We start from the raw sequence: 16159 nt of genomic DNA, 5'->3' as shown, positions 1-16159 counted from the left end.
GATGAAGCGGGTAATACGGCAACCACAGACACCACGGGCGTGATTGATACCACTGCGCCGTCGATCACTATCGATACCATAGCGACTGGTAACGACACTACGCCTACCCTTTCAGGTACAACCGATGCCGCCTCTGGCAGCACAGTTACACTAACCATTACTGATAGCGCAGGTAATACGCAAACCGTGACTGCTATCGTACAGGCTGACGGCACATACACTGCAGACGTATCGGCTGAACTAGCTGAAGGCGAGTTTACCGTTAACGCCAGCGTAACCGACGAAGCGGGCAACACTGCAACCGCTGAAACCACGGGCGAAATTGATACCATTGCACCGTCGATCACTATCGACACTATAGCGACTGGTAACAACACCACGCCTACCCTTTCAGGTACAACCGATGCAGCGCCTGGTAGCACAGTAACATTAACCATTACCGATAGTGCAGGCGTTACGCAAAGCGTGACCGCCATTGTGCAGGCTGACGGCACTTACAGCGCTGACGTACCGGCTGAACTAGCTGAAGGTGAGTTTACCGTTAACGCCAGCGTAACTGATGAAGCAGGCAATACGGCCAATGCCGAAGCACAAGGTGCTATCGATGTGACGGCACCAACCATCTCATTAAACGACCCAGGAATAAATGGCGATGCTACCCCCACACTTTCGGGATTAACGGATGCCGTGCCCGGAAGCACGATAACCCTTACCGTTACCGATAGTGCTGGCGTTACTCAAACCTTTACCACCACTGTGCTTGCCGATGGTACCTTTACCGTTGAAGTTCCAAATGCGGTGGCTGAGGGTACATACAGCGTAACTGCCGAGGTGACAGATGATGCGGGTAACACCGCACAAGCAACAGCAAGCGGCGATTACGATTCTACGAGTCCTTCGACGACCGTAAATCAACCTGCTCCAACGAACGATACTACGCCAAACGTTTCTGGTGAAACCGATGCCCCTCCTGGCAGTGAAGTCGTCATTGTTGTTACAGATAGCGAAGGTAACGAACAAACAATCGTTACTACAGTGGGCGCGGACGGCACATTCAACGAAGATGTGCCAGCGGAGCTTAGCGAAGGTGAGTACACGGTTGATGTTACTGTAACAACACCAGCAGGCAACAGTTCTACCACCACAGTGACTGGCGAAATTGACACCACGGCGCCGATAATCAACCTTGATCCTATTGGCTCAACCAATGATGACACGCCGGTGATAAATGGCGACACCGACGCAGAACCGGGTGCGATAGTGACGCTAGAAATCGTACATTCAGACGGCACTACGCAAACCATTACTGCAACAGTGCAAGAAGACGGTAGCTTCAGTGCTGAAGTGCCGCAAGCACTCGCAAACGGCGACTTCACGGTAACCGCTACTGTGTCTGATGTGGCGGGCAATACCGCTTCAACGTCTATCGATGCGGTTATTAATACCCAAGGCCCTAATGTTGCTATTGAAACCGGCTCTCCTACCAACGGTAGTGAAGGCATAGGGGGGTCGTCAGACGCCCCTAATTCAGAGGTTGTGGTTGTTATCACAGATAGCAACGGCAACAGCCAGACAATAACGGGGACAACCGATGAGAATGGCAACTTCAATGTTGCATTCCCTCCAGGCTCTGAAGAGGGCGAATACGAGATTGAAGTGACGGTGACAGACGAAAATGGCAATAGCTCTACCGCCACGGCCACTACTGTACTTGATACCACCCCACCAATTGTGAACATCGACCCGCAAACGGATACTAACGACACGACACCGACTATCTCAGGTAATACAGATTTACCCGCTGGCAGCGAGGTCGCTATTACCGTCACCGATAGTCAGGGTAATACGCAGACCGTTACCGCCGTTGTTGATGAAAATGGTAATTTCAGCGCCGATGTCGAAGAAGCGCTAGCAGAGGGCAATTATGAGGTTTCTGTCGAAGCAACTGATGCAGCGGGTAATACAACTACCGCTGTCGACAACAGTGGCAACATAGACACTACCGCACCAGCGCTTTCTCTAGACCCACAAACTGACGGCAGCGACACCACGCCAACAATTTCTGGCTCTACCGATTTACCACCTGGTTCAACAGTATCCATTGTAGTGACCGACAGTGCGGGCAACACGCAGACTATCGATGCCATCGTTGATGAAAACGGTGACTTTAGCGTCGACGTGCAAACGCCGCTTACTGAGGGTGAATATACCGTAGAGGCCAGTGCTACAGACGAGGCAGGCAATACAACAACTGCCACTGAAAATGGCGGCAACATTGATACGCAAGCCCCCACCATTTCACTAGGGCCACTTGGCACAGGTAACGACACGACACCTTCAATTAGCGGCTCTACAAACTTGGAATCAGGCAGCACGGTTACACTTACCGTTACCGATAGTGCTGGAAACAGCCAAACCTTTACTGCCACAGTAGACGCGAACGGTGAATTTAGCGCAGACGTGCCTGCTGAACTCACTGACGGCGACTACACTGTTGAAGCAACAGCCACCGATGCTGCGGGAAATAGTGCTTCAACGTCACAAACTGGCACCGTGGACAGCAATGCGCCAAGCTTAACCCTTGACCCACTGGGTGATGACAACGACACCACGCCTACTATCTCAGGTACTACCGATTTACCCGCTGGCAGCACTGTTACACTCTCTGTTACCGATGCGCTTGGCAATACGCAAACATTTACGGCAACGGTAGACGGTTCTGGTAATTTCAGTGTCGATGTGCCCAATCCTTTAGCGGAAGGTGAATATAGCGTAACAGCTACAGCAACTGACGCGAACGGCAATACCGCAACGGCAACGGAAACTGGCGGTAATATCGATATTACATCGCCGCTGGTTAATCTAGATGCTCAAGGCAGTACCAATGATACTACGCCAACCATCTCAGGTAACACAGACCAGGCACCGGGTAGCAGTGTATCAATCACTGTTACAGACAGTGCAGGCAATACGCAAACCTTTGACGCTCTTGTCCAAAATGACGGTACTTTCTCTGTTGACGTGCCGGCAGAGCTTGCCGACGGCACCTTTACCGTTACCGCGACGGTCACTGACGATGCGGGTAATCAAGACTCTGCATCGACACAGGGCAATATTGATACCGCAGCACCAACGCTATCGCTTGACCCACAAGATATTGGCAACGACACCACACCGCTTATTAGTGGCACGACAGATTTGCCACAAGGTAGCACGGTAACACTGGTCGTCACCGATAGCTTAGGTAATCAGCAAACGATTGAAACCGTTGTAGATGAAAACGGAAACTTTAGCGCTGAAGTACCTAGCGCATTAGCAGAAGGTAACTACTCCGTTACAGCAACCGCTGTTGATGAAAATGGTAATACCGCTAGCGTGACAGAAAACGGCGGCATTGTAGATACAACCGCACCATCGCTATCTTTAAATCCAGTGGGTTCTGGTAACGATTCCACACCAACTTTATCGGGCAGCACCGATCTGCCTGAAGGAAGTGTTGTCTCGCTAACAGTCGTTGATAGCGCTGGTAACACCCAAACCATCAACACCTTAGTCGATGCTAACGGTAATTTCTCTGTCGACGTACCGCAAGAACTGGCTGACGGAGACTATACGGTTACTGCCACGGCAGAAGATGAAGCAGGCAATGAAGTTACAGACAACGCAACGGGTAACATTAATACTAATGCACCCACGTTAGTGCTAGATGGGCAAAGCGAGACGAATGACAGCACGCCCCTTATTTCAGGTACCACCAACTTGCCTGAAGGAAGTACGGTTACCTTAACCGTAACGGATAGCGCAGGGAACACGCAAACGATCACCGCGACAGTAGGTGCAGACGGAAGCTTTAGTACAGATGTTACCACCCCACTCGCTGATGGCGCTTACACCGTTACCGCCAGCGCAACTGACGGCGATGGCAATACGACAACAGTAACCGACAATGGCGGCGTTGTAGATACCACCGCGCCTACGCTTACCCTTGAAAACCCTGGCAGCACGGGTGACACCACACCTACGCTTTCAGGCACCACTGACCTTCCTGAAGGAAGCACGGTTACACTTGTCGTAACAGATAGCGCAGGAAACACACAAACTATCAATGCCTTGGTCGATGCAAATGGTAGCTTCAGTGTAGATGTGCCAAACGCACTAGCTGACGGCGACTTTACTGTTAGTGCCAGTGCAACCGACAGTGCAGGCAATACCGCGAATGCCAATACAACAGGTAATGTAGATAGCGAAGCGCCGCTGTTAACCCTTGATACACAAGGCGCTACCAGCGATGTTACCCCAACTATCACAGGTACTTCCGACGTGGCACCTGGCACACTAGTTACCATTACTGTGGTAGATGCCAACGGTAACTCGCAAAGTTTCCAAGCAGCCGTGCAAGCAGACGGCACATTTAGTGCCGATGTGCCTAGCGCCCTGGCTGAAGGCGACTTTACCGTTACGGCAACAGTAAGCGATGCACAAGGCAACACCGCAACGGCAAACGAAACAAATGGAAGTATTGATACTCAAGCACCTATTGTTAACGTGAACCCGTTAGATTCAGGTAGTGACACTACGCCGGTTATTTCAGGTAATACAGATTTACCTGAAGGCGCTGTTGTTGTGATCACCGTGACTGACAGCAATGGCGACACGCAAACCATTAACGCATTGGTTGATGCAGACGGTAACTTTGCAACAGACGTATTGTCTCCACTGCCTGAAGGAGACTACAGCGTCGAAGTTACTGCAACAGATGATGCAGGTAATTCAACTACCGCAATAGAAGACGGTGGCAATATTGACACCACCGCCCCTGTACTTACGCTAAATCCGCAGGGCACAGGCAACGATGAAACGCCTAACATATCGGGCAGCACTGATTTAGCGCCGGGAAGCACAGTAACGTTAACCGTCACAGATAGCGCAGGCAATACACAAACCTTTGACGCCATTGTGGACGCGAATGGTGACTTTAGCGCAGATCTTCCAAACACTATACCAGACGGCAGCTACACGGTAACAGCAAGTGCCTCAGACGATGCAGGTAATTCAACCACCACCTCTGATATCGGTACGTTAGATACCAGCGCCCCTGCGTTGACACTAGATGCGCAAGTTACGGTTAGCGATACTACACCAACCATTTCGGGTACGACTGACCTACCCGCGGGTTCAACCGTAACGCTTTTTGTCACTGACAGTGCAGGCAACACCCAAACCTTTACTGCACTTGTTGATGCGAGCGGTAACTTTAGTGCTGATGTCCCCGCGCCTCTTGCCGAAGGTGATTACTCAGTAACCGCTACCGCTACAGACAGCAACGGAAATAGTGCCTCTGTCACCGACAATAACGGTATCGTCGATACTGTCCCCCCCGTTATTTCACTAGATGCGCTGGGTTCAAATAACGATACTACGCCGACCATTTCAGGCACTACGGACTTAGCAGCAGGTGAGAGCGTAACGCTGTCGATCACCGACAACGCTGGCAATACGCAAACTGTGACCGCAACGGTTGACGCAAACGGCAACTTTACTGTGGATGTACCAGCTGCACTGGCCGAAGGTGACTTTACGGTTACCGCAACGGCCACCGACGATGCTGGCAACAGTGCGTCAGCCAATGCAATAGGCACCATAGACACCACAGCGCCTACCCTAACTTTAGACCCTCAAGGATTAGGCAACGACACAACCCCAACCATTTCGGGAAGTACAGATCTAGCCGAAGGTAGCGTGGTCTCCTTGGTTATCACAGACAGTGCTGGCAACATTCAAACGGTTACAGCAACAGTTGATGCTGCAGGAAGCTTTACGGTTGATGTGCCCAGTGCCATTGCTGAAGGCTCGTACATTGTTGAAGCTACCGCCACTGATGAAGCAGGCAACAGCACGTCGGTTCTTGATAATTCAGGCGTTATCGACATCACGCCACCTGAGCTAAACCTTGACGAATTGACGCCAGAGAATAACGCTACGCCAACTATTTCTGGCACCACAAACCTTCCAGCTGGCGCCATTGTTACACTAACGGTGGTCGACAGTGCTGGTAACACGCAAACCTTTGCCGCAACGGTACAAACCGACGGCAGTTTTGCCGCCAACGTACCTTCACCACTAGCTGAAGGTGACTATACGGTTACCGCAACGGCTCAAGACGCGGCAGGTAACCAAGGTTCTGATTCTGAAACGGGTGGCAGCGTAGATACCACAGCGCCTGTTATCACTTTGGATCCGCTTGGTACAGGTAACGATAACACGCCTACCATTAGCGGAAATACAGACCTGGCCGCAGGAAGCACAGTAACTATCACAGTAACTGACAGTGTTGGCACTGTGCAGACGTTTACTGCAACTGTTGATGGTAATGGCGACTTCAGTGCAGATGTGCCTAATCCTATGGCTGACGGAAACTTCGACATTACTGCAACGGCCACTGATGCTGCAGGTAATACTGCTACAGATACAGTGAGCGGCGACATAAACTCTGCCGCGCCTACCCTATCCCTTGATCCTCTAGGGTCGGGCAACGACACGACGCCGACTATTTCAGGTAATACCGACGTAGCGCCAGGTAGTACTGTAACGCTGACTGTGACTGACAGTGCTGGAAACACACAGACATTCAGTGCCATAGTGCAAGGCGATGGAAGCTTTACGGCTGATGTTCCTGCGAGCTTACCTGAGGGTGACTATTCTGTTACTGCCACCGCCACAGACGGCGCTGGCAACAGTGCATCGGTAACCGAAAATGGCGGTAACATCGATACAACAGCCCCATCGATAACCATCGATACACAGGGGCTTGGCAATGATGCAACGCCGTCTATCTCTGGCACCACAGACCTCAATGCTGGCGACACAGTTAGCATAAGCGTGACAGACAACGCTGGAAATACCCAAACATTCACAGCAACTGTTCAAAACGATGGCACTTACAGTGCTGATGTTCCTGCCGATTTAGCTGAGGGCAGTTTCAGTGTGACTGTCACTGCGACTGACGATGCGGGTAATTCAGCAACGGCAATAGATAATAACGGTGTCATAGACACAGCAGCCCCCACCATAACGTTAGACGCACAAGGCCTGACCAACGACGCTACACCGACTATATCGGGAACCACCGACTTAGCTGCGGGCAGCACTGTAAGCATTAGCGTGACTGACAGCCAAGGCAATACGCAAACTTTCACTGCCATAGTGCAAGCGAACGGTAGCTTTAGCGCTGATGTGCCCCTTGACCTTGCAGAAGGCGATTACACCGTAGAAGTGACGGCGACTGATGATGCAGGTAATCAAAACACAGCGGTTGATAACAACGGTACAGTTGACACCACCCCACCTGTTATCAACTTAGATCCAGTGGCCAGCGGCAATGACGCAACGCCAATTTTAAGCGGTACTACCGACTTGCCAGAGGGAGCAACAATTACACTGGTTGTCACCGATGCAGGCGGTAATGTACAGAACCTTACTGCTACGGTAAACGCGGATGGCACTTTCTCAGTTGAAATACCCAGCGCGCTTGTTGATGGCGATTACGATGTAACAGCCAGTGCAAGCGATGCTGCGGGCAATAGCACGACAGTGACGGATAGCGGCAATATTAATGCAAGCGCCCCGGACATTACCCTAGATGCCCTTGGCCAGACAAACGATGCTACGCCTCTTATTTCTGGCACAACTAACGCGCCAGTTGGTGCCACCGTCACTTTAACAGTGACAGATAGTGCTGGAGCAGTTCAAACCTTTACCGCAACAGTACAAGGAGATGGCACCTTCAGCGCAAGCGTACCGTCAGACTTGGCCGAAGGTAGCTACACAGTTGTCGCAGAGGTGACTGACGGAGCCGGAAATACCGGTTCTGACTCTGAAACTGGCGGTGTGGTAGATACCACATCACCGGCTATTGATGTGGCAGAGCAAGGTGTTGGCAATGATGCTACACCAACCATTAGCGGAACGACAGACCAGCCAGCCGGAAGCACGGTTTCAATTACCGTCACCGATAACGCTGGCAATATACAAACCTTATCAGCAACCGTGCAAAGCGACGGCTCTTTTAGCGTAGACGTACCGACCACTTTGGCTGAGGGTAACTACACAGTTCAGGCTACCGTTGTTGATGAAGCTGGCAATACAGCGTCCGACGCTGAAACCGGCTTAATCGACACAATTTCACCTGTTATTACGCTGGACGAGCCAGGCACAGTTAGCGACTCAACCCCAACCATAAGCGGTACTGTAGATTTACCGCAAGGTTCTACAGTGCAAATAACTGTTGTTGATAGTGCGGGTAATACACAGGTGTTCTCTGCATTGGTTGGCGCGGGCGGCGTATTCTCTGCCGATGTACCAGCGGCGATGGCTGAAGGAAACTTCACTGTTTCAGCAAACGCCACCGATGAAGCAAACAACAGTGCAACCGATAACGAGGCAGGCGTAGTTGATACTCTAGTACCTACACTTACTATAGATGTTGCCGATACCACTAACGACGCGACGCCACTCATTACCGGTACAACCGATGAACCTGCGGGCGCTGTGGTCACTATTTTGGTAACGGATAGTGCTGGTGCGACCCAGACCTTAAGCGCAGTGGTACAGGCCGATGGTTCTTTCTCTATCTCCCCAGGTACAGATTTAGCTGAAGGCGACTTCACGGTAAGCGCTACCATCAGTGATGAGGCAGGTAATACAGCGACAGCCAGTGATGCTGGAAGCATAGACACTACAGCACCATCACTAACCTTAACGCCACTTGAGGAAGGCAATGACACAACGCCTACCCTATCTGGTAGCACAAACCTTGCGCAGGGTAGTGAAGTTACGCTTGTGGTAACTGACAGCGCAGGAAATGTTCAAACCCTCACAGCTACAGTTGATGTAAATGGAAACTTTACAGTGGATGTGCCTGCGCCTTTGGCAGAAGGTGCATACAGTGTTGAAGCCACGGCAAGTGATGAAGCGGGTAATAGCACTACCGTCGTAGACAACACAGGTATTATTGATACGACAGCCCCTACTCTATCGTTAGATACACTAGCCCCAGACAGTGACACAACGCCTACAATATCAGGGAATACTGACCTGCCTGCAGGTGCTACGGTAACGATTACTGTGACGGATAACGCAGGTGTAAGCCAAACCTTCGATGCAACCGTTCAGGGAGACGGCAGTTTCTCGGCCGATGTGCCAAGCCCCATGGCTGAAGGAGGGTATACCGTTACCGCCGTTGCCCAAGACCCAGCAGGTAATGAGACAACGGCCACTGAAACAAACGGTAGCGTAGACACTACCGCGCCGACTATCAATTTAGATGCACAAGGCACAGGTAACGATACCACGCCAACGATCACCGGTAGCACCGATTTAAGCCCAGGTAGTTCAGTGACCATAACCGTCACCGACAGTGCAGGAGCAGAACAGACATTTACGGCTATTGTCGATAGCCTTGGTAATTTCAGCGCCGACGTGCCCAATGCAATGGCAGACGGAAACTTCGATGTTACTGCTACCGCCACTGATGCCGCTGGAAACTCGGCGTCTGATACTACCAGCGGCAATATAAATACAGCCGTGCCAAACCTAACCTTGGACTCGCTTGGCACAGGAAACGATACAACACCGACCATTTCCGGTACTACAGATATTGCGCCAGGCAGCACCGTATCCATCAGCGTTACCGATAGTGCAGGAAACACCCAAACATTTGACGCCATTGTTCAAGCTAACGGCACCTTCTCTGTAGATGTACCAGCGGCCTTATCTGAAGGTAATTATTCAGTCACCGCAAGTGCAACAGATGGCGCGGGCAATACGGCAACCGCAAACGAAAATGGCGGTGTTATCGATACTACTGCGCCAGCTGCGCCTACTGTTGATGCAGGCAACGGTACCGAAATAACCGGCACAGCCGAAGCAGGCGCAGCTGTAAACGTAGACGTTGACGGTGATGGCACACCTGATTTCACAGTAATTGCTGATGGCGATGGTAACTGGTCAGTAACACCCACAACACCACTAGCGGATGGCGTGGTTGTCACGGCAACAGCAACCGATGAAGCTGGCAATACGAGTAGTCCAGCGTCTGATACGGTAGACGCTGTTGCGCCAATCGTTGCCTTTAACGACCTAACGACTAACGATACCACGCCTGCACTTACCGGTTCGGTGGACGACCCAACCGCCATAGTGGTCGTTACCATTAACGGTACAGACTATACCGCGACAAACAATGGTGATGGCAGCTGGACACTGGCTAACGATATCGTTGCCGCGCTGGCTGAAGGTAGCTATACCGCTACGGTTACTGCTACTGATGCCGACGGTAACACCGGAACTAACTCTGGTACTGTGGTGATTGATACCACTACTCCAGCAGCGCCTACCGTCGATGCAGGTAACGGCACTGAAATTACGGGTACTGCGGAAGCCGGCGCAACTGTAAATGTGGACGTGGATGGCGACGGCACGCCAGACTTCACCGTCATCGCAGATGGCGATGGAAATTGGTCAATAACCCCCACTACACCGCTGGCCGATGGCGCGGTTGTTACGGCAACGGCGGTTGATGAAGCTGGCAATGTCAGTGCACCAGCGTCAGATACAGTAGACGCTGTTGCACCAGTCGTTACAATCAACGACTTAACTACTAATGACGATACACCAGAACTAACCGGTACGGTGGACGATCCAAACGCTATCGTAGTAGTGACCATTGATGGTGTGGACTACACCGCAACTAACAATGGGGATGGAAGCTGGACGCTGGCTGACGATGCAGTGGCTACACTTGCAGATGGTAGCTATACCGCTACCGTTACTGCCACGGATGCCGATGGCAATGTAGGTTCAAATTCAGGAACCGTAGTGATTGATACTACACCACCTGCGTTACCTACTGTAGATGCGGGCAACGGCACTGAAATTACCGGTACCGCTGAAGCAGGCGCAACCGTAAATGTAGACGTGGATGGCGACGGCACGCCCGATTTCACCGTCATCGCTGATGGCGACGGTAATTGGAGCATTACGCCTGATACACCGCTTGCCGATGGCGTAATTGTGACCGTAACGGCAACTGACGCAGCGGGTAACATTAGTAACCCAGCCTCAGACACGGTTGACGCGGCTGCGCCAGTGGTTGCCTTTAACGATTTAACAACGAACGATACAACGCCGGCACTTACTGGTTCGGTTGACGACCCAACAGCCACGGTGGTTGTTACCATCAATGGAGCCGACTATACCGCCACCAATAACGGTGATGGCACGTGGACACTAGCTGACGATGCGGTAGCGGCACTTGCTGAAGGTAGCTATACCGCAACGGTTACTGCAACCGACCCAGAAGGTAATGTGGGTACGAATACTGGTACAGTGGTTATTGATACCACAGCACCAGCAGCGCCTACCGTTGAAGCGGGCAACGGCACTGAAATTACCGGCACAGCCGAAGCGGGCGCAACGGTAGATGTGGATGTAGACGGAGACGGCACGCCAGATTTCACCGTCATCGCTGATGGCGACGGCAATTGGAGCGTAACGCCAGATACACCATTAGCAGATGGAGTTGTAGTAACGGTAACGGCTACTGATGAAGCGGGCAACACCAGTGGGCCGGCATCTGACACGGTAGACGCCGTGGCACCTGTTGTAACCATCAATGATGTGACGACTAACGATACTACGCCTGCACTAACGGGTACGGTTGATGACCCAACGGCTACTGTAGTAGTCACCATTGACGGCGTTGACTATACCGCTACCAACAATGGTGACGGCACGTGGACGCTAGCTGACAATATCGTCGCCCTGCTTGCTGAAGGAAATTATACGGCTGTAGTTACCGCCACAGATGCTGTAGGCAATGTTGCTACTGACACAGGTACAGTTGTTATCGATACCAGTATTGATGAAAACAATAATGGTCAAACAGTAACCTTCGACAGTATCTCAAACGACTCTGGAGTAGCTGGAGACTTTATTACTAGCGATAGCACGCTAATCTTTAATGGTACGGTGGATCTTGGTGACAATACTACCCTAACCGTTACCGTTGATGGCACGTCCTATACCTTTGGCACTGACCCTGAACTTACCATTGATGGCAGCGGCAACTGGAGCCTTGATTTAACAGGCACAACGCTACCAGCAGGTACCTACGCGGTGGTGGCAACAGTCACCGACGAAGCAGGTAACTCGGCAAGCACAGCAAGTCAGAATGTTGTCGTACAGGCTCTCGATGCTATAAACGACGGTAACACCGTTGATATGGGCGAACCTGTTGTGACGGTATATCCTTCTGAGACAACCAGTAATGTAGACGTTCTCGAGGTAGGGCTTTTCACACCTGGTGTTGATGCGGCAGCTACCTTTACGGTTTCCCCTAACAATGTAGGTGAAGTCTTTGTAGAAGTTCAACAAATTGCGCTTGCTGCAGTTGCAGATGCCTACGCGGTTCAGATTTATGATGAAAATGGTCAGCTTGTTTATCAAGGCGGAACTGCAAACTCAGAGTTAGTTGACATAGGTGGATTAGAAACCTTCAATATTTCGAATGACGAAACGGTTTCTTTCTCACTAACAGGCCTAGATGCAGGTACCTACTATGTTGTTGTTCGCAACGATGAGAGCAAGTTAGAAGAACTACTGGACGGTGATGGAAGTGGAGATGTCAGCCTAGTTGAACTTGGCAACGCAGGCGTTGTACTAGGACCAAATAACCAAGAAGCAGTACTAGACCTCGTAGAAAGCACTTTAAATGATGACCTTTTAGGCTTGGGGATTTTAGGTGACTCTGTTGGCACGTTAACGAGAAATGCTTTAGAAGCAGCCCTAACAGACACCCCTATTATTGGTGCCGGAGGAATCGCGGCTATACTCGTTGATAAACTAACTGCTCCCTTAGACCTTCTCGGTGTGACTGGTCTTCTTGACGCAGTCATAGGTGTCGTAGCCACTTCATTACTCAGCAATACAGTATCAGTACTCGAAAACACTGATATCACCACCACGTTGACGGAGTACACCTATACGGGGGATTTAGTGGCCCAAGGTAACCTAATTGACGGTGATATTAGTGGCGTAGGCGCCGACACTATCTTAGACGGTGCCCAAGTAACACTGGTTACCAACGCCTCTGGTGATAGTGTGGCTGTTCCTGCTACTGGTACGGTTACTATTCAAGGTAACTATGGCGTACTGGAAATTGCTGCAGACGGCACATACACCTATACCGCCGATGGCGATCGTAGTGCAATTGGTCAGGACGAAGTGTTTAATTACACCCTATCAGATGGTGAAACTTCTGATATTGCGGCGCTTACCATCAACATATCTGGCAGCGACTTCCCGCCAGTAGTCGCCCAAACCGATAACAATGATATGGAGCTAGGCGCACAAACCGCCATCGTTAATACTCCAGTTACTGATAGCGACTTGCAGGTGATTGACGTAGCAGCTGGTTCACCTGCCGCAGGTTCTCCTACCGCTAGTACAACATTTACTGTCGGAGCCGACTACTTCGGAGAGGTGGTTGTAGAGGTTAGTCAAACTGCGCTAGTTGCAGTGGCCAATGGTTATCGAGTTGATATTGTTGATGCAGATGGCAATGTAGTTGCCTCAGCGACAGCACCAGACAGCCCTCTGATTGGTGACGCTGTAGGGTTAAATGTCTTGGGCTTGTTAGGTGATGACACCTTGGTGGCAAAGTTCTCTGGGCTCCCTGCTGGAGACTATGCGGTTGTTGTTCGTAACAGTCAAAGTACCCTTGGAAACTTGTTTGACCAAAATGGTGACAGCTCGATAACACTTGCTGAACTAGGTGATGGCGGGGTTGTTCTTGGCGAGGAAAACCAAGAGGTGGTGCTAGATGCAATTGAAACTGCGCTAAATGGTGAAGCAGGTTTAGGCGTTATACCTTTAGGAACTCTAGTAAGAGAAATTATTCTTGAGCCAATCCTAGCTACCGCAGACACGATTGGAGCTGGCGACTTGGTAGATACTATTAACTCAGGTCTTACAACACTAGGAGTAGCACAGTTGGCTGATGCTCTCATTGACGATATTGCCGAGTTATTGCTCAACAATACGATATCCTTGCTAGAACAAACGGATGTGACAACAACGCTAACGGAATATCAGTTTGAAGGTAGCACGACTACCTCTGGTAATGTTATTGATGCAGCCAACAGTGGTGACGTAGCAGATAGTATTGCTGAGGGCGGCGTAGTGACACAAGTTACTAATGCCAGTGGAGAGTCTGTGACCGTATTGGGTACTGGCCTATCGGGCATTACTATTAAAGGTGACTATGGCGACCTCACCATCTTTGAAGACGGGAGCTACACCTACGTAGCCAACGGCGTACGTGACGGCTTGGGTAGCACGGATAGTTTCAGCTACACCATTTCTGATGGCACGAATACCTCTACCGCAAACTTAAACTTTAATCTATCAGGACAAGGGGTGTCTGCGGACTCGGCGAGTGCTGAACTACTCTATGATTTTAATTCAGGTGATGGTTTGGACATCGAAAACGCATTAAGTTACTCAGCAACAACGATAGCTTTTATAGTGGTTCCTTCGCCTTCAAACATCACTGAAAGTGAATCTTTCATTGTAGATCCTAACACCACCCAAGATATAACATTTAATATCACAAAAACCGGTTTGATTTCGTTAGGATCAGGATTCGAAATAAGTTTAGAAATACTTGAAGATAATACTTGGAGAGAAGTAGAGTCTTTCACTGGCGATCAACTTATTGGACTTCTTGGTATTGGTGGAGGTAGTGAATTTACCATATTCGGTGTTGAGGAAGGAGAGTATAGGATATCTATGGATGTAGATGGAGGCCTATTAGGTTTAGGTAATTCAATAAATGTGGATCTAAACTCGAGCATTAATTTCTTAACCCAATTTGTGGTAGACGAAGTACAAACCGCTACAGGCAATCTGTTCGAGAATGATGTATTCCAAGATAGCGTAGATAAAGTGTACATCTCGGCCGATGGTACAAACTTTAATAGTTTCACCAACACCACAATTGTGCAAGGGCAATATGGAACGTTAGAAATAGATGTAAATGGAGATTACACTTATACCCCTGACAACACGCTAGCAGTATTTGGTGGCACCTTAACGGATACCTTTACTTACCGTATCGAATATCCAGACGGCACTATCGAACAGGCAGAGTTCAACGTGTTTGTAACGGCATCTGGTGAAGGTGTACCAGAAGTGGTAATGAGCAGTTCATCTGAGTCTGTAAGTGCATCAGATAGCAGCGGCACCGTGGTTACTGACGAGCCTACAGCACCTGACGTCATTGACCTAACAGGGCAAACGCTTCAAACAGTCGATCTAAACGCTGAAACTAGACTGATAACACCAGAAAACGAGCCTACTGCACCGCTTATGAGCGAGCCTTCAGCGATAACGGAGCCAGTAGAGAGTACACCAGATATCATTAAGCTACCTGAAGACGAGGTAAGCACACTTGGTACCACTGTGGGCGATGGTTTTGGTGGAGGAGATACTATCGACCTGTCTGGCACTAAGCTTGATACGGTTGATATTGGCGGTCCTGTGCCCACCGCGCCGGACGAGGGTACAAGCCCGCTTTCGCCTGAGCTTTCTACACCAGAAAGTACAGCGCCAGAACCTATCACCTCCGGAACAGTACCAGAAGACACAATCACCCTTCCTGAAGAAGGCGATATTGTTACAACTGGGCCTGTTACTGAAGTGACTGTTGATGTTGTGGACATTGATCTTCCTCCAGAAGATTTAATTCTCCCCTCTACTGAGCCAACATCGCCTGACTCTGATAGCGAGAGTATTTCCACTACCAGTTCAAGCGACTCAGCAGTTGACGCAACTAAAGAAAGCGGAAGTGACGTGGGCGCGACATCTCCTACCGAGTCAGAGGTACTGAAAACGGCGATTGATAAACTTCCACCTACGGATATTTAAAAAATACGCTGACCATAGCCAAAGCCCTCGTATCTACGAGGGCTTTTTATATGCATTAGAAAAGCAGGCCATGGGCTCATTACTTTCACGTCAATGACAGAGACGTTCTTCTCATAGCGCTGCACCTTGTTAACAAAGGGTTTCGTATTTTCCCGAACTACGTATAATAAAACTC

Annotated in this window: 1 protein-coding gene; it reads left to right on the top strand. The window is 50.2% G+C overall.

Annotated elements, in window-relative coordinates; translation table 11 throughout:
* The first annotated feature begins 39 nt into the window (after positions 1-39).
* Entirely contained in the window at positions 40-15984 is a 15945-nt protein-coding gene (locus F0261_RS13795) for a BapA/Bap/LapF family large adhesin (RefSeq protein WP_367613866.1), read from the top strand.
* Positions 15985-16159 lie beyond the last annotated feature (175 nt).

The sequence above is a fragment of the Alteromonas sp. 07-89-2 genome (assembly GCF_013113925.1).
Classification (GTDB): Bacteria; Pseudomonadota; Gammaproteobacteria; order Enterobacterales; family Alteromonadaceae; genus Alteromonas; species Alteromonas macleodii.
This window is presented reverse-complemented; position numbering and strand designations above follow the sequence as displayed.